The organism is Nonomuraea spiralis (assembly GCF_014648435.1).
Taxonomy (GTDB): Bacteria; Actinomycetota; Actinomycetes; order Streptosporangiales; family Streptosporangiaceae; genus Nonomuraea; species Nonomuraea spiralis.
The window spans coordinates 169,388-184,417 of sequence record NZ_BMRC01000011.1 but is presented as its reverse complement, the minus strand read 5'-3'; the positions used below and the strand labels follow the sequence as shown (position 1 = coordinate 184,417).

The following is a 15,030-nucleotide window of genomic DNA, read 5'->3' as shown; positions in this document are numbered from 1 at the left end:
GTCGCCATGGCCTGGTGGCAGGGAGAGGTGGCGGCGCCGGCCGTTCCGGCGCCACGGGTGGGGGACGAGCCCGAGTTGACGGCCGCCGCGCGGGCGGGCGACGCCCAGGCGGCCCACCGGCTCGGCAAGCTCTACGCCCAGCGCGGCGACCGGGCGGCGGCCCGGCTCTGGTGGGAGCTCGCGGCCGGGGGCGGCAACGTCGACAGCGCCTACAACCTGGGCGTCTGGCACGAGAAACACGGCAGCCTGGAAGAGGCGGTCATCTGGTACGAGACGGCCGCGGCCACCGGCGACGCCGAGGCCGCCGCCAACCTGGCCACGCTCCTGCTGGAGCAGCGCGGCGACGCCGGGGCCGCGAGAGCCTGGTTCGAGCGTTCGGCCCTGGCCGGCTCCCGTACCGCGGCACGCCGCCTCGCGCTGCTGTGCGAGGACTACGGCGAGACCGGCGTGGCCCGCGAGTGGCACCGCAGGGCGGCCGACGACGGCGACATGGCCTCGGCCCACGACCTCGGCTTCCTGGCCTACTCCGCGGGCGAGGACGAGGAGACCGTGCGCTGGTGGGAGTACGCGGCCAGGGGCGGCCACGCCGACTCGGCCCACTGCATGGGCCTCTACCTGCACGCCAGCCGCGACCCCGAGGGCGCCGAGGCCTACTACCGGCTGGCCGCCAAGAACGAGCACCCCGGCGCCGCTTCCCGCCTCGGCGCCATCGCCCTGTCCCGCGGCGACCTGCGTACGGCCCGCGCCTGGTACGAGCGGGCCGCCGCCGCCGGACGGCTGGAGGACCAGCGCATGGCCGGGTTCGTCTGCGTGGAGCTCGGCGACACCCCGGCGGCCAGCCACTGGTTCGGCAGGGCGGCGGGCGGTGGCGACGCCGAGTCGGCCTTCAACTACGGTCTGCTGCTGATCGCCGAGTTCGGCGACCTGGCCGGCGGCCGCCACTGGTTCCGCCAGGCGGCGCGGGCCGGCCACCACGGCGCGGCGGTCGAGCTGGGCGGGCTGCTGACGGTGGCCGGCGAGCTGGGCGAGGCGGAGGAGTGGCTGGCCGACCCGCCGCCCCCGGCGTGGGCCCGTACGGCCGAGCCCGAGCTGGCCGCCCGCGCCGAGCTGGCGGCGTCGGCCACGGGCCGCAGGGGCGGCGTGCCGCTGTCCGTGCCGGACCTGACGGAGATCCTGGGCACCTGGGACCTGGTGACCAGGCCGCTGCACGACCACTCCGACGTGATCGGCTGGCTGGTGGAGCGGAGCGGCGTGCACCGCAGCGCGATCGAGCACCTGGCGTCAGTGCGCGGCACGCTGCTGCGTCCCGGCAGCGCGCCCTGGCCGGGCACGGGCGAGATCGAGCACGTCCTCGCCACCGCCCGCGACCTGCGCCGCCGCCTGGGAATACGCTGAGGGGGCGCGGCCCGCCCGGACCGCACCCCCTCAGGACACTCAGAGAACGTCGGCGACCGGCGTGCAGGCCAGCCCGAGCGCCTCGGCGACCGGCTCGTTGGTGAGCAGGCCGTCATGGGTGTTGAGACCGAGCGCGAGCGCCGGGTCCGCCTTCAGCGCCTCGCGCCAGCCCAGCTTGGCCAGCTTGACCGCGTACGGAAGGGTGGCGTTGGTCAGCGCGTAGGTCGAGGTGTTGGCCACCGAGCCCGGCATGTTCGCCACGCAGTAGAAGATCGATTCGTGCACCTTGTACGTCGGCTCGGCGTGCGTGGTCGGCCGCGAGTCCTCGAAGCAGCCACCCTGGTCGATGGCGATGTCCACGAGCACCGAGCCTGGCTTCATCCGCGAGACCAGGTCGTTGGAGACCAGCGTGGGAGCCTTGGCGCCGGGGATCAGCACCGCGCCGATGACCAGGTCGGCCCCCAGCACCTCGCGCTCGATGGCGTACGAGGTGGACACGAGGGTCTTGAGCCGGCCCTGGTAGATGGCGTCGATGTGCCGCAGCCGGTCGATGTTGGTGTCGAGCACGGTGACGTCGGCGCCCATGCCGACGGCGATCTGGGCGGCGTTCAGACCGGAGACGCCGCCGCCGATGACGACCACCTTGGCCGGGGCCACGCCGGGCACCCCGCCGGGCAGGACGCCGCGGCCGCCGTTGAAGCGCATGAGGTTGTAGGCGCCCACCTGCGGCGCGAGCCGGCCGGCGACCTCCGACATCGGGGCGAGCAGCGGCAGCGTGTTGCCCACCTGCACGGTCTCGTACGCGATGGCGGTCGTCCCGGCGGCGAGCAGCGCGTCGGTGCAGGGGCGGGAGGCGGCCAGGTGCAGGTAGGTGAAGAGCACCAGGCCCTCGCGCAGGCGGTGGTACTCCTCGGCGATGGGCTCCTTCACCTTGAGGACCATGTCGGCCTGACCCCACACGGCGTCGGCGCTGTCGAGGATCTTCGCGCCCGCCGCGAGGTACTCCTCGTCCGTGATGTGTGAGCCGAGGCCGGCACCCCGCTGGACGGCGACGTCGTGACCGTCGCGGACCAGCTCGTGAACACCGGCGGGGGTGACCGCCACGCGGTATTCGTGGTTCTTGACCTCGGCAGGGACGCCGATCTTCATCACTGGGATCCTTTCGGAGACCGGCACATCGTCGTGCCGGATATGGAGGGTGTCACAGGCGCGCCCACGCTTCCGTGAGCACACCGCGAAGGATGGATCCGATCTCGTCGAACTCCTTGGGCCCCGCGATCAGCGGGGGCGCGAGCTGGATCACGGGGTCACCGCGGTCGTCCGCCCGGCAGTAGAGTCCGGCGTCGTACAGCGCCTTGGACAGGAATCCGCGCAGCAACCGCTCGGACTCCTCAGCGTTGAACGTCTCCTTGGTGGCCTTGTCCTTGACCAGCTCGATGCCCCAGAAGTAGCCCGAGCCGCGCACGTCGCCGACGATCGGCAGGTCGCGCAGGTCGTCGAGGGCGGCCTGGAAGAGGGGCTCGTTCCTGGTGACGTGGCCGAGGAGGTCCTCGCGCTCGAAGATGTCGAGGTTGGCGAGGGCCACGGCGGCGGACACGGGGTGGCCGCCGAAGGTGTAACCGTGGGCGAACATGGTGTCGCCCTGCTTGAACGGCTCGAACAGCCGCTCGTGCGCGATCATGGCCCCGATGGGCGAGTAGCCGCTGGTCAGGCCCTTGGCGCAGGTGATGATGTCGGGCACGTAGTCGAACTTCTGGCCGCCGAACATCGTGCCGAGGCGGCCGAAGGCGCAGATGACCTCGTCGGAGACGAGCAGCACGTCGTACTCGTCGCAGATCTCGCGCAGGCGCTGGAAGTAGCCGGGGGGCGGCGGGAAGCAGCCGCCGGCGTTCTGGACGGGCTCGGCGAAGACGGCGGCCACGGTGTCGGGGCCTTCCATCTCGATGGCGCGGGCCACGCGGTCGGCCGCCCAGATGCCGTATTCCTCCGGCGACATGCCGGGGACGCCACTGATTTCGTCGGCGCGGTAGTAATTGGTGTTCGGAACGCGTACCGAGCCGGGAACGAGGGGCTCGAACATCTGCTTGAACGCCGGGATGCCGGTGATCGACAGGGCGCCCTGCGGGGTGCCGTGGTAGGCGATCTGGCGGCTGATGACCTTGTGCTTGAGCGGCTTGCCGACGAGCTTGTAGTACTGCTTGGCCAGCTTCCACGCGGTCTCGACGGCCTCGCCGCCGCCGGTGGTGAAGAAGACCCGGTTCAGCTCGCCCGGCGCCTGCTCGGCCAGGCGGGCGGCCAGCTCGGCCGCCTTGGGGTGGGCGTACGACCACAGCGGGAAGAAGGCCAGCTCCTGGGCCTGCTTGGCGGCGGCCTCGGCCAGCTCGCCACGGCCGTGCCCGACCTGGACCACGAACAGCCCGGCCAGACCGTCGAGGTAACGCTTGCCGTGGATGTCGTAGATATAAGAGCCCTCACCGCGCACGATGGTCGGGATCTCGTTCTCCTGGTAGGCGCTGTGCCTCGTGAAGTGCAACCACAGGTTGTCCTGCGCGGCCTTCAGGACGTCGTTTTCCGGCTGCGTCATGGTTATCTTCCCTCGTGTCGAACTCCCCACAGTTTGCATGTTCACCTGCGGTTTGCCAAGCGAATCGGTCGCAGCACTATGCAAGAAAATCGAGATCCGCAGAAGCGTTGTGTAACAGCAACGAAATCCGCAGGTAGATTATCGCGCGGGTCATGCCTGTTTCCGTACTGCGGAACCTTCTGTGATCCAATGAGACCAAACTGTCGAGAACGACCCCCGGGGGACCGTCCCGTGACTCCTGACCAGATCGAGAGCGCAGTCGCCGCCGCGATGCCCCAGGCCATCGAGGAGCTCAAGCGGCTCGCCGCCATTCCCTCCGTGGCCTTTCCCGGCCACCCGGAGGAGCCGGTCTACGCCGCCGCCGCGGTGGTGGAGGAGCTCGTACGCTCGGTGGGCCTGCCGCACGTCCAGCAGGTCGCCGTCGAAGGCAGCTTCCCCGCGATCTACGGCGAGGCGCCCGCCCCGCCCGGAGCGCCGACGGTCCTGCTGTACGCGCACTACGACGTGCAGCCCGCCGGGGACCTGGCCGCGTGGCGCACGCCGCCGTTCGAGCCCACCCTGATCGACGGCAAGCTGTTCGGCCGCGGTTGCGCGGACGACAAGTCGGGCGTCATCTCCCACATCGCCGCCCTGCGCACCTTCCAGGGCCGCTTCCCCGTGGGCATCAAGGTCATCATCGAGGGCCAGGAGGAGTACGCGGGCGAGCGCCTGGAGTCCTTCGTCGAGCGCAACCCCGAACTGCTGCGCGCCGACGCGATCGTGGTGGCCGACAGCGGCAACCCGCGCGTCGGCGACCCGGCGGTCACGACGTCGCTGCGCGGCATGGCGGCCTTCACCATCGAGGTGCGCACGCTGCGCGAGGCCGTCCACAGCGGCTCGTTCGGCGGCGCCGCTCCCGACGCGCTGGCCGCCCTGATGCGCATGCTGACCGCGCTGCACGACGAGAACGGCGACATCCGCGTGCCCGGCCTGCCGCGCGGCAGCTTCCTCGGCCAGGGCCCGTCGGAGGAGGAGTTCAGGAAGACCGCCGGCGTGGCGGACGGCGTCTCGCTGGTCGGGTCCGGCTCGCTGGCCGACCGGCTGTGGGCGTCGTACGCGATCACCGTGACGGGCCTCGACGTGCCGACCGTGTCGGGCGCCGTGAACGCGGTCCAGCCCGTGGCGCGGGCCCGGGTGACCGTCCGCGTGCCTCCGTCCGGCGACCCGAAGACCACGGTCAACGCCGTGGTGGAGTTCCTGCGCCAGGTGGCGCCGTGGGGCGTGCAGGTGTCGTTCGGCGACTTCACCGTCGGGTCCGGCTTCCAGGCCGACTCGGGCGGCAAGGCGCGGGCCGCGCTCAACCGGGCGATGGAGCGGGCGTTCGGCCGCCCGCCGCGCGACGTGGGCGCGGGCGGCTCGATCCCGCTGGTGAACACGCTGCTCAAGCAGTACCCGGCGGCCGAGATCCTGCTGTTCGGCGCCGAGGACGAGGACGCCGCCATCCACGCCCCCAACGAGCGGCTCGACCTGGAGGAGCTGCGCCGCGTGGCCACCGCCGAGGCGCTGTTCCTGCACGAGCTGGGCGGGCCTTCGGCGCTCGGCGTCTGACCCGCTTCACCCACGCCCCGGACGGCCCCCCGCCGTCCGGGGCGTTTCGGCGTTCAGGGGCGTTTCGGCGTTCAGGGGCAGCGGACGAGGGGCGTGTCGTAGTAGCTGAAGTTGTCGATGGACATCCAGCCCGTCGTCCCGGTGCCCTTCACGCGGGCGAAGACCCAGAGGGTGCCGTACCTGTTCTTCGTCCAGCAGTGGAAGTAGAGCACCGTGCCCCTGCCGACCGAGGTGACGATCGCGCACCTGCGCCCTGCGTACGGTCCGACCTTGAGGTTGAACCTTCCCTTCATGACCCCGTAGCCCGGGTCCACGTTGGCGACCGAGATCGGCGGGCACGAGCCCGCGGTGGCGGCCTCGGCCGCCTCGGCCGGTCCGGTCATGGCCACGGTGCCGGCGATCGTCCCGGCCGCCGCGAGGACCGCGAGTGTCCTGATCGTGTGCCGCATGCCGCCCCTCTCAGAGATCGACTGATGCGCACATCGTGCGTCCGGGGGCGTTGAGGGTTTGTTGAGGATCTGTTGAGCCCCGCCGGGAGACGGCCGAGCAGTGCCGGGAGGCCAGCTCGACCTCGACGGCTGCCCCCCGCGCGGCGGGTCAGGCGTGCCGGTCCGCCAGGCGCGGCCCTTCGTACGTGCCGCGGCACACCAGGCGCAACCCGGCCTCCACCAGCGCCCAGCCCAGCCGCAGCTCCCATGTGGCGGCGGCCGTCCCCCGCCGGGCCCGGCCGTGGGCCTGGGCGGCGGCCCGCAGTTCCTGTGCGCGAACCCGTTCCACCAATAGGTATGAGTCGGGATACATCCTGCGCTCCTCACGTCCTGAACGGGAATCCGTACGTGTGCACGGCGGTGTTCTCGCGGCCCTCGGTGTCTCCCGCCTCGCGGGCCGCCTTGCCGCGGGCCTTCCACTTCTCGACGACCTCGCCGAGCTCCACGCCCAGGGCGCGCAGCTCTTCGGCGGTCAGCGACAGCAGGCTCTCGGAGCTGAAGGCCGAGTCGCGCCAGGGCTCGGCCCAGGCCGCCTGCGTGTCGAGGTAGCCGTCGTACATCTCGGCGAGCTGGCGGCTGTGCAGGCGTGACATCGCCCGGTGGACCGCGTCGCCCTCAGGGGTGTCACGGAAGTCGGAGCTCCTGGTCGAGATGCTGTCCGCCGACGGTTGCCACCAGCGCTCGCGGGCGTCGCCCCGGCCGGTGCCGGCCTCCTCGATGAGGTCGTGCTCGGCCAGTTTCCGCAGGTGGTAGCTGACCAGGGAGACCGCCTCGTCCACCTGGTCGGCCAGTTGCGAGGCCGTGGCGGTGCCGGCCACGGTGAGCGCCCGGTAGAGCCGCATGCGCAGCGGGTGCGCCAGCGCCTTGAGCGTGCCGACGTCCCGGATGCGCTGTTTCTCGTGCCGTGCCATACCGCCACGGTAGATGCGCAACAAAAATTGCGCAAGGAAAATTGTGCAATAAAAGTTGCGGACCTTCTCAGAAGCGCCAGCGGGTCTGCGCGTAGTCGCCCTTGCGGAAGGCCAGGATCTTGGCGGGGACGACCCTGAAGACCAGGGCGGCGCCGCCCCCGCGGTTGAGGAAGACGCCGTCGCCGAGGTCGAAGTGCCATTCGGGGCCGTACTTGGCCTCCCACGCCGCGGCCAGGCGCTTGAGCCCGGCCGGGTCGGCGACCCGCTCGGCCGTGCCTTCGACCACGACGTCGAGGCCCTCGTGCAGGGCGCTCGCGCCGGTGGTGAGCGCGCAGCGCGGGCCGGCGGCCAGGTTCCTGGCCTTCTGCTCGTCGGTGCCCGTGGTGAAGTGCGGCGCGTCGTCCAGCCAGACCGCCAGCAGGGGTGTGACGTGCGGGCGGCCGTCGGCCCGTACGGTGCTCAGCCAGTACGTCTCGGCGCGTTCGAGCTGGTCACGGGCCTCGTTCCAGGTCGTGGGCGTGGCGCCGTCCGCGCTGAAGCGGTGGTCGAGCTCGCCTGTCGGTTCCATGGTCGCTCCCTTTTCCGGTTGTCTCCCAGGACAGACCTGCCCGGGATCAGGAACTCATCGCCGGACGCGGGAACAGGGTCAGGAAGCGGCGTACGGCCTCGCGGTCCCCTTCGACGCGCACTCCTTCACCGTCGAGGGCGGCGCCCATGAAGGCGAGGCCGCGCAGCCGGTCGGCGTCGGCCTCCAGCACCGCGTCCACGCGGCCGGCGACGCCCCTGACGAGGGTGAGCCCGCCGGCCGCCACCTCGGCGAGGAACCGGTCGAGGCCGACGCGCAGCTCGACGCGGGCCTCGAAGCCGCGCGCCGCCTCGGCGTCGAACGTGGTCCGCAGGGCCACCACCAGGGCGTCCACGCTCAGGGAGCCGGTCGAGGGCATCGGCATCCGGCTGCCCCAGCGGGCCAGCGCGAGCACCGCGGGCTCCAGCTCCAGGCCGCGCTCGGTCAGCTCGTAGACCTGGCTGGCGTACGGCGGCGGCAGCCGGTGGCGGCGCAGCACGCCCGACTCCTCCAGCTCGCGCAGCCGCTGGGACAACACGTTGGGGCTGGCCGACGGCAGGCCCGCGCGCAGGTCGGTGAAGCGTTTGGGGCCGAGCAGCAGCTCACGGACGATCAGCAGCGCCCACCGCTCGCCCACGTGGTCGAGCGCCCTGGCGATCCCGCACGGGTCGTCATAGGTGCGCATCCGGGCCTCCTTGTAGTTCAGGACTAGCTGGTACTAGTTTAGGACCATCGACGAAGGGAGCAAGAGCCATGAGCGAGTTGCCGCAGGGCGACCTTCGCCTGCTCGGCCATCCGGTCGCGCGCGGGCTGCTGGTCTCGTCCGAGCTGGCCAGGGTCGCGTACGTCGCCCGCGACGGCACGCCCCGCGTGTTGCCGATGTTGTTCCACTGGAACGGCGAGGAGATCGTGTTGCCCACCTTCAGCGGGTCGGCCAAGCTCGGCGCCCTGCGCGAGCGTCCCGACCTCGCGATCACCATCGACGTCCCCGGGCCGCCGCCCGAGGTGCTGCTGATCCGGGGCCGGGCGGAGATCACCGAGGTCGACGGCATCCTGCCCGAGTACGCCGCGGCCCACCGGCGCTACTACGGCGAGGAGCAGGGCACGAAGAACGTCGAGGCGGCCGACCGCCCCGGCGTCAGGATGGGCCGCATCGCCGTCCGCCCCACGTGGGCGGGCGTGCTCGACTTCCAGACGCGCCTGCCCGGCGCACTGACGAGGGGGTGACGCGGATGGCGACGTTCGCGCTGATCCACGGCGGCGGCAGCTCCGCGTGGGACTGGCATCTGGTCGAGTCCGAGCTGCGCGCCCGGGGCCACCGCACGGTGGCCGTCGACCTGCCGATCGAGGACGACTCCGCCGGCCTGGCCGACTACGCCGACACGGTGGCGCAGGCCGTCGGCGCGGCGGACGACCTGGTCGTGGTGGCCCACTCGTGGGGCGGTTTCGTCGCCCCGCTGGTCTGCGACCGACTGCCGGTGAAGCTGCTCGTACTGGTCACGGCCATGATCCCGGTCCCCGGCGAGCCGCCGGGCGAGTGGTGGGCCAACACCGGCTTCCAGGGCTCCGACCTGGACCTCGTCGCCCAGTTCATGCACGACGTCCCGGCGGAGCTGGCCGAGGAGGGGCTGCGCAGGGGGCGTCCGCAGGCGGAGAAGTCGTCCGCCGAGCCGTGGCCGGGCACGGCCTGGCCCGACGTGCCGACGAGGTTCCTGCTCTGCCGGGACGACCGGTTCTTCCCGCCGGAGTTCATGCGGCGGGTGGTGCGCGACCGGCTCGGCGTCACGCCGGACGAGATCGGCGGCAGCCACATGGTCATGCTGGCGCGCCCGGAGGAGCTGGCCGAACGCCTAGAGGCGTATCTCACAACCTGACCAGCTGCGCCATGGGCTATCTTTTGTACTGACTGGTCAGTTCAAGAGATGGGGTCGTGGTGATCGTCGCCGTGGGGTTGTCGCTCAAGGGGGTGTATCCGGAGGTCTCGCTGAAGGCGGGCCCCGGCACGCTCACGGCGGTCGCGGGCCCGGCGGGCAGCGGGCGTACGAGCCTGCTGCTCACGCTGGCCGGGCGGATGAGGCCGACGACGGGCACGCTCGCCGTCGCCGGGCACACCAGGCCGCGCGCCGTCCGCAAGGTGGCGGCGCTCGCGCTGGTGGACGGCGTGACGGATCTCGACAGGGCGCTGACGGTCAAGGAGCACCTGCGTGAGCGCAGGCGCAAGCCGTACCAGGAAGCTTTGGAGCGGACGGGGTTCGCGGTGCCGGACACGACGCCGGTGCGGGAGCTGGACCGCGAGCAGCAGGTGCGCCTCGGCGTCGCCCTGGCCCTGCTGGACGAGCCCGCGGTGATCCTCGCCGACAACGTGGACGCCGGTCTGCCCGACGACCACGTACGAGGGCTGTGGGACCTGCTGCGCGACCTCGGCGGTGACCTCGGCACGGCCGTGGTCGCGAGCTGCGTACGCCCGCCCGCCCGCTACGACCACCTCGTGGAGCTGTGATGAAGGGCATGTTGCGGTCCCGGTTGACCCGGGCGGCGCTGGCGGCGGTGATCGTGTTGCCACTTCTGTACGCCGGACTGTATCTGTGGTCGTTCTGGGACCCGCAGGGCAATCTGAACCGGGTGCCCGTCGCGCTGGTCATGGAGGACCGCCCGGCCGCGGTCGACGGCAAGCCCCTGCACGCCGGCCAGGACCTCGCCGACGAGCTGCGCGAACGCGACACCTTCGCCTGGCACGAGGCCACGGCCCGCGAGGCCGCCGACGGCGTGGCCGACGGCAGCTACTACCTGTCGCTCACCGTGCCCGCCGACTTCAGCGCCCGCCTGGCCTCCCCCTCCGACGACGCCACCACGCCGACCCCGGCCCAGCTCGGCCTGCGCGTGGACACCGGCCGCAGCTACATCGTCGGCAGCATCTCCGACGCCGTCTTCAACGAGGTACGTGCCGCCGCCGAGCGCACGGCCATCCACGACTACTTCGACAAGGTCTTCGTCTCGATCGGCGACATCCACGAGGCGACCACCGAGGCCGCCGACGGCGCCGGCAAGCTGCACGACGGCGCGGTCAAGGCCGGCGACGGCGTCTCCAAGCTCAACTCCGGCCTCGGCACCGCCGAGAACGGCGCCCAGCGGCTCTCCGTCGGCCTGAACAGCGCCAACACCGCCACCGGCAAGCTGCGCGCGGGCTCGGCCCAGGTCACCGGCGGCATCGGGAAGGCGCAGCAGGCCATCGGCGAGCTGCGGGACGGCCTGCGCAAGCTCCGCCGCGAGGGCACCTCCGAGCTGCGGAAGGGCACCCGCGAGGCGGCCGGCCAGGTCCACACCCAGACCCGCGCGGTCAACCAGCTCGCCGACAAGTACGTGCCCGTACTGAACGAGTGGGGCCCGAAGGTCGCGGACGCGGCCGAGGAGGTGGCCGCGGCCGCCGATCGGCTGGCGGACGGCGGCGGCAAGGGCACCGGCGCGACCCGCGCGGCGGGCAGCGCCCGGGAGGCCGCCTCCCAGGCCCAGGCCGCGCTCGACCGCCTCGGTGCCGACGCCGACCCCGAGCTGCGCTCCCTCCTGCGCAGCGCGGCGAACGCCGCCGAACGCGCCGCCGAGCAGGCCGGCTCGGTGGACACCGGGGGCAGCAGCGGCGCCTCCGACCTGTCCGCCCAGGCCCGCGCGCTGGCCAGGAACGCCAGGAAGATCGCCGCCGTGGCCCCGCAGATCGGCCCCAAGGTCGACCAGGTCAGAACCCAGGTGAACGCCCTGGACGACGGCCTGGCCAAGCTGGCCGCCGGCGCCGCGACCGTGGACGCGAGCCTGGCCAAGGCCGGCACCGGCGCGGGCACCCTCTACCAGGGCGCGACCAAGCTGCACGACGGCTCGGCCAAGGTCACCAGCGGCCTCGGGCAGCTCGGCGGCGGCCTGGTCAGGCTGGGCGACGGCGCGAGCACCCTGCACGCCGGTGTCGACCGGCTGCACGACGGCGCCGGCCAGGTGGACAAGGGCATGGACCAGCTCGCCAAGGGCTCGAAGGACCTGGCCGGCGGGCTCGGCGAGGGCGCGGAGAAGATCCCCGACTACGACGCGCGACAGCGCGCCGCCCGCGCCGACGTGATGAGCGACCCGGTGCGGCTGGCCAAGACGGTCGACAACGAGGTCCCCAACTACGGCACCGGCTTCGCGCCGTTCTTCCTGCCGCTGGCGTTGTGGGTGGGCGCGATGATCGCGTTCATGGTGCTCAAGCCGCTGAACCAGCGGCGGCTGGCCGGGACCACGGGCGCGCTGCGCATCGCGCTCGCGGGCTGGCTGCCCGCGGCGGCGCTGGGCGCGGCCCAGGTCGGGGTGCTGGCGGCGGTGCTGCGGTTCGCGCTCGGGCTGGAGGCGGCGCACTGGCTCGGGGTGATCGGGCTGCTGCTGCTGGCGGCGGCCGCGTTCCTGGCGGTGGTGCAGGCGGTCAACGCGCTGCTCGGGCCGCCCGGCCGGGTGGTGGCGCTGGCGCTGCTGATGTTGCAGCTCACCTCGGCGGCGGGGACGTACCCGATCGAGACCTCGCCCGGCTTCTTCCAGACGATCTCGCCGTGGTTGCCGATGAGCTGGGTCGTCTCGGCGCTGCGCAGGCTGATCAGTGGCGGCGATCTGACCGTGGTGTGGCAGGCTTGCGGCGTGCTGTCCGCATTCCTCGTGCTGGGGCTCGCGCTGACCACCTTCGCGGTGGAGCGCGGCCGGGTCTGGTCCATGAAGCGCCTCCACCCCGAGCTGTCGCTGTGAGCAGGCAGGACACCCGGCTGAAGGTGTTCACGGCGGCGGTGGAGCTGATCGCCGAGCAGGGCTACTCGGCCACCACGGTCGACGCGATCGCCGAGCGCGCCGGGGTGGCCAAGGGCACCGTGTTCTACAACTTCGGCAGCAAGGAGGGCCTGTTCTCCGCGCTGCTCGACCACTCGATCGAACGGCTGGCGGGCGCGCTGGCCGCCGCCGACACCGGGGAGAGCGGCGTGGCGGCCCTCGACTCCGTCGTGCTCGGCCAGCTCCGCTTCTTCGAGGAGCACGGCCCGTTCGCCCGCGTGCTGCTGGCCGAGATGTGGCGTACCGCCTGGCAGGAGGCGGTGGCGCGGCTGCGCGAGAGCGCGCTCGGCGTGTACGCGGCCGTGCTGCGCAGGGCGGCGGCCGCCGGCGAGATCCGGGCCGACCTCGACGTGGAGACGGCGGCGACGGCCCTGTTCGGCATGGTGCTGACGGTCGCCATCGAACGCCGTGCCCTCTATCCCGAGCGGCCGATCGAGCAGACCCACCAGACCCTGGTCGAGCTGCTCCACGGCCGCATCAGGTGAGGCGTCAGCGCACCGGCAGCTCGTAGACGCGGCGCACGCTGCTGCCCAGCTTGCCGACGTCGGCGCCGTACACGTGGAGGGAGACGCCGACCTCGTCGCTGGTGTTGCGCACCATGTGGATGTCCCCGGGCGGGGCGAACCCGCTGACCTCGCCCGGCCGGTTGTCGGCACGGCCGATCTCCACCAGGTGGTCGCCCATGTCGCGGTAGAGGGTCTCGTGCTCGATGCCGCTCAGGATGCCGAACGTGCACCACGAGACGTGGTCGTGGATCACCGTGTACTGGTCCGGACGCCACACGACGGCCACGATCGAGAACTCGTCCTGGGCGTGCAGCAGGTGGCTGGTGTAGCGGTCGGGCGTGCCGAGCCGTTCCTCGGGGGTGAGGACGTCCAGGCCGGGCAGCCGGTCGCGGAGCAGGTCGGCGACGGCGAACGCGGTCTCCCGGGCGACGAGTCCCCGGCCCACGATCTCCGAGATGCCGGACACCAGCACGTCGAGTCCGGGCCTCATTGTGGTCGCGACCATGTTCATGGCGTCTCCCTAGGAAAAAGCCGACAATTCGCCTTCCCTTCCTACGGTGGCCCATCGCTATCGATAGGTCCAACAGAAGTCTTCTGGCCTATCAATAGATACGATTGATGAATGCTCGACGTCGCCCGGCTCCGCGTCCTCGTCGCGGTCGCCCGCAAGGGGTCGCTCACCGCGGCCGCCAAGGAGCTCCACTACTCCCAGCCGTCCATCAGTCACCACCTGGCCCGGCTGGAGGCCGAGACCGGCGCCAAGCTCGTCCAACGGGTGGGCCGCGGCATCCGGCTGACCGAGGCGGGCCGGCTGCTGGCCGACCGCGCGGCCGACATCATCGGCCGGCTCGACGCCACGGCCGAGGAACTGGCCGCCCACGTGGGCCTGCGCGAGGGCCGCGTCCGCCTGGCCGCCTTCCCCTCCGCGCTCGGCACCTTCGTCCCGGCCGCCGCCCGCCGCCTTTCCGCCGCCCACCCCGGCCTGCGCCTCCAGCTCACCGAGACCGAGCCGCCCGAGGCCCTGCGACTGCTGCGCGCCGGCCGCGTCGACGTCGCGGTCATGTTCCGGTACGACGACACCGCCCCCGAGGACGCCGGCCTGCACCTGATCCATCTCCTCGACGACCCCAGCTACCTGGTCTCCCCCGGGGCAGGCGGCACGCTGGCCGACCATGCCGACTCGCCCTGGATCGCCGGTTGCGACCGTTGCCGCAGCCATTTGCTCGACATCTGCGCCAAGGCCGGGTTCGAGCCGCGGATCTCGTTCACCAGCGACGACATCGTGGCCGTGCAGGCGCTCGTGGCGGCCGGCATGGGCATGACCGTGCTGCCCGGCCTGGCGCTCAGCGCCCACCGCAACCCCGAGGTCGAGATGACCCGGGTGCCCGGGTCCACCAGGCACGTCTACGCCGCCGTCTACGGCGAACCGCCCCACCCGCCGGCCACCGGCGCCCTGCTCGAAGCCCTCGCGGAAAGCCTTTGACGCCATTCTTACGATGAGCACATGCCAGACATCGCAAAGCTCGCGCTCTTCTGCGCGGCCACGCTCACGCTCCTGATCGTGCCTGGGCCGGCGGTCCTCTACATCGTCACCAGAAGCGTCGCCCAGGGCCGGTCGGCCGGGTTCATCTCGGTGCTCGGCGTGCACCTCGGGTCTCTGGTCCACATCGCCGCGGCGGCCCTGGGCATCAGCGCGCTGATCGCGGCCTCGGCGACCGCGTTCACGGTCGTCAAGTACGTCGGCGTGGCCTACCTGCTCTGGCTCGGCCTGCGCAAGCTGATCCGCCGCCGCGGCGGCGAGGCCGAGGAGGTCGTCGAGTTGCAGGTGCAGTCCAGGAGGCGGCTGTTCTGGGAGGGGTTCGTGGTGAACGTGCTCAACCCGAAGACGGCCGTGTTCTTCCTCGCGTTCCTGCCGCAGTTCACCGACCCCGCCGCGGGGCCCGTGGGGCCGCAGATCCTGGTGCTCGGCGTGGCGTGGCTGGTGCTGGGGATGGCCAGCGACGGCACGTACGCGCTGCTGTCGTCGGCGCTCGCCGGGCGGCTGCGCAGGTCCGTACGAGTGCGGCGGGGGCTCGACGTGGGCAGCGGCGTGGTGTACCTGGGATTGGCCGCCTGGCTCACCACTGAGAAGGCATGACAAGCCAGGAGATTTCGTGCTCAT

General features: G+C 72.1%; 17 protein-coding genes. 9 read left to right on the top strand and 8 right to left on the bottom strand.

Translation table 11 applies throughout. The features are described 5' to 3' along the window. The first annotated feature begins 6 nt into the window (after positions 1–6). Positions 7–1,395, top strand: a complete 1,389-nt coding sequence (locus IEZ27_RS27265) for a tetratricopeptide repeat protein (RefSeq protein WP_189649847.1) — start codon at positions 7–9, stop codon at positions 1,393–1,395. Between the two features lie 39 nt (positions 1,396–1,434). Here the strand turns inward: IEZ27_RS27265 and ald are convergent, their stop codons facing one another. Then, positions 1,435–2,544 (bottom strand): alanine dehydrogenase, encoded by a 1,110-nt coding sequence (gene ald / locus IEZ27_RS27260; protein WP_189649846.1) that lies wholly within the window; start codon positions 2,542–2,544, stop codon positions 1,435–1,437. Between the two features lie 52 nt (positions 2,545–2,596). Continuing rightward, positions 2,597–3,979, bottom strand: a complete 1,383-nt coding sequence (locus IEZ27_RS27255) for an aspartate aminotransferase family protein (protein WP_189649845.1) — start codon at positions 3,977–3,979, stop codon at positions 2,597–2,599. 231 nt (positions 3,980–4,210) lie between these two features. On the opposite strand from IEZ27_RS27255, the gene IEZ27_RS27250 reads away from it, so the two are divergent. Beyond that, positions 4,211–5,566: a dipeptidase gene (locus IEZ27_RS27250; protein WP_189649844.1), complete on the top strand. Its 1,356-nt coding sequence runs from the start codon at positions 4,211–4,213 to the stop codon at positions 5,564–5,566. Positions 5,567–5,637: 71 nt separating this feature from the next. On the opposite strand, the gene IEZ27_RS27245 is transcribed toward IEZ27_RS27250, so the two are convergent. From IEZ27_RS27245 to IEZ27_RS27225, 5 genes are all read right to left on the bottom strand, one after another. Then, entirely contained in the window at positions 5,638–6,015 is a 378-nt protein-coding gene (locus IEZ27_RS27245; RefSeq protein ID WP_189649843.1) for a hypothetical protein, read from the bottom strand. 148 nt (positions 6,016–6,163) lie between these two features. Then, positions 6,164–6,367 carry a hypothetical protein gene (locus IEZ27_RS27240; protein ID WP_125632214.1) on the bottom strand — a complete coding sequence of 68 codons (204 nt, stop codon included), beginning with the start codon at positions 6,365–6,367 and terminating at the stop codon, positions 6,164–6,166. A gap of 10 nt (positions 6,368–6,377) precedes the next feature. Beyond that, positions 6,378–6,965, bottom strand: coding sequence for a winged helix-turn-helix domain-containing protein (locus IEZ27_RS27235; protein WP_189649842.1), 588 nt, complete (start codon positions 6,963–6,965; stop codon positions 6,378–6,380). Between the two features lie 67 nt (positions 6,966–7,032). Continuing rightward, entirely contained in the window at positions 7,033–7,533 is a 501-nt protein-coding gene (locus IEZ27_RS27230; protein ID WP_189649841.1) for a pyridoxamine 5'-phosphate oxidase family protein, read from the bottom strand. A 46-nt stretch (positions 7,534–7,579) separates the two neighbouring features. Further along, complete coding sequence (locus tag IEZ27_RS27225) at positions 7,580–8,215, bottom strand: winged helix-turn-helix transcriptional regulator (protein WP_189649840.1); 636 nt, start codon at positions 8,213–8,215, stop codon at positions 7,580–7,582. 68 nt (positions 8,216–8,283) lie between these two features. Here IEZ27_RS27225 and IEZ27_RS27220 point away from each other — a divergent pair, with 68 nt between their 5' ends. The 5 genes from IEZ27_RS27220 to IEZ27_RS27200 are packed head-to-tail and all read left to right on the top strand — an operon-like array spanning position 8,284 to position 12,848. Continuing rightward, entirely contained in the window at positions 8,284–8,757 is a 474-nt protein-coding gene (locus tag IEZ27_RS27220; RefSeq protein WP_189649839.1) for a pyridoxamine 5'-phosphate oxidase family protein, read from the top strand. Positions 8,758–8,762: 5 nt separating this feature from the next. Then, on the top strand, positions 8,763–9,404 hold the full coding sequence (locus IEZ27_RS27215) for an alpha/beta fold hydrolase (RefSeq protein ID WP_189649838.1): 642 nt from the start codon (positions 8,763–8,765) through the stop codon (positions 9,402–9,404). Between the two features lie 56 nt (positions 9,405–9,460). Beyond that, the gene (locus IEZ27_RS27210) at positions 9,461–10,030 is read left to right on the top strand and encodes an ATP-binding cassette domain-containing protein (RefSeq protein WP_229824378.1); all 570 of its coding nucleotides are present in this window, start codon (positions 9,461–9,463) and stop codon (positions 10,028–10,030) included. Next, the gene (locus IEZ27_RS27205; protein WP_189649837.1) at positions 10,030–12,285 is read left to right on the top strand and encodes a YhgE/Pip family protein; all 2,256 of its coding nucleotides are present in this window, start codon (positions 10,030–10,032) and stop codon (positions 12,283–12,285) included. Before IEZ27_RS27210 ends, IEZ27_RS27205 begins: the two co-directional genes overlap by 1 nt. Further along, positions 12,282–12,848: a TetR/AcrR family transcriptional regulator gene (locus tag IEZ27_RS27200; protein WP_125632226.1), complete on the top strand. Its 567-nt coding sequence runs from the start codon at positions 12,282–12,284 to the stop codon at positions 12,846–12,848. The genes IEZ27_RS27205 and IEZ27_RS27200 overlap by 4 nt, the downstream gene beginning before the upstream one ends. Before the next feature lie 4 nt (positions 12,849–12,852). Here the strand turns inward: IEZ27_RS27200 and IEZ27_RS27195 are convergent, their stop codons facing one another. Further along, positions 12,853–13,380, bottom strand: coding sequence for a cysteine dioxygenase family protein (locus IEZ27_RS27195; protein ID WP_189649836.1), 528 nt, complete (start codon positions 13,378–13,380; stop codon positions 12,853–12,855). A 111-nt stretch (positions 13,381–13,491) separates the two neighbouring features. Here IEZ27_RS27195 and IEZ27_RS27190 point away from each other — a divergent pair, with 111 nt between their 5' ends. Continuing rightward, the gene (locus IEZ27_RS27190; RefSeq protein WP_189649835.1) at positions 13,492–14,352 is read left to right on the top strand and encodes a LysR family transcriptional regulator; all 861 of its coding nucleotides are present in this window, start codon (positions 13,492–13,494) and stop codon (positions 14,350–14,352) included. A gap of 21 nt (positions 14,353–14,373) precedes the next feature. Beyond that, positions 14,374–15,006 (top strand): LysE family translocator, encoded by a 633-nt coding sequence (locus IEZ27_RS27185; RefSeq protein ID WP_189649834.1) that lies wholly within the window; start codon positions 14,374–14,376, stop codon positions 15,004–15,006. Positions 15,007–15,030: the final 24 nt, after the last annotated feature.

Bases quoted from the DNA above. Each gene is read 5' to 3' on its own strand.
- IEZ27_RS27220 (WP_189649839.1), top strand. From the start codon at position 8,284: ATGAGCGAGTTGCCGCAGGGCGACCTTCGCCTGCTCGGCCATCCGGTC.
- IEZ27_RS27240 (WP_125632214.1), bottom strand. From the start codon at position 6,367: ATGTATCCCGACTCATACCTATTGGTGGAACGGGTTCGCGCACAGGAA.
- IEZ27_RS27225 (WP_189649840.1), bottom strand. From the start codon at position 8,215: ATGCGCACCTATGACGACCCGTGCGGGATCGCCAGGGCGCTCGACCAC.
- IEZ27_RS27255 (WP_189649845.1), bottom strand. From the start codon at position 3,979: ATGACGCAGCCGGAAAACGACGTCCTGAAGGCCGCGCAGGACAACCTG.
- IEZ27_RS27230 (WP_189649841.1), bottom strand. From the start codon at position 7,533: ATGGAACCGACAGGCGAGCTCGACCACCGCTTCAGCGCGGACGGCGCC.
- ald (WP_189649846.1), bottom strand. From the start codon at position 2,544: ATGAAGATCGGCGTCCCTGCCGAGGTCAAGAACCACGAATACCGCGTG.
- IEZ27_RS27265 (WP_189649847.1), top strand. From the start codon at position 7: ATGGCCTGGTGGCAGGGAGAGGTGGCGGCGCCGGCCGTTCCGGCGCCA.
- IEZ27_RS27235 (WP_189649842.1), bottom strand. From the start codon at position 6,965: ATGGCACGGCACGAGAAACAGCGCATCCGGGACGTCGGCACGCTCAAG.
- IEZ27_RS27195 (WP_189649836.1), bottom strand. From the start codon at position 13,380: ATGAACATGGTCGCGACCACAATGAGGCCCGGACTCGACGTGCTGGTG.
- IEZ27_RS27205 (WP_189649837.1), top strand. From the start codon at position 10,030: ATGAAGGGCATGTTGCGGTCCCGGTTGACCCGGGCGGCGCTGGCGGCG.
- IEZ27_RS27245 (WP_189649843.1), bottom strand. From the start codon at position 6,015: ATGCGGCACACGATCAGGACACTCGCGGTCCTCGCGGCGGCCGGGACG.
- IEZ27_RS27190 (WP_189649835.1), top strand. From the start codon at position 13,492: ATGCTCGACGTCGCCCGGCTCCGCGTCCTCGTCGCGGTCGCCCGCAAG.
- IEZ27_RS27185 (WP_189649834.1), top strand. From the start codon at position 14,374: ATGCCAGACATCGCAAAGCTCGCGCTCTTCTGCGCGGCCACGCTCACG.
- IEZ27_RS27215 (WP_189649838.1), top strand. From the start codon at position 8,763: ATGGCGACGTTCGCGCTGATCCACGGCGGCGGCAGCTCCGCGTGGGAC.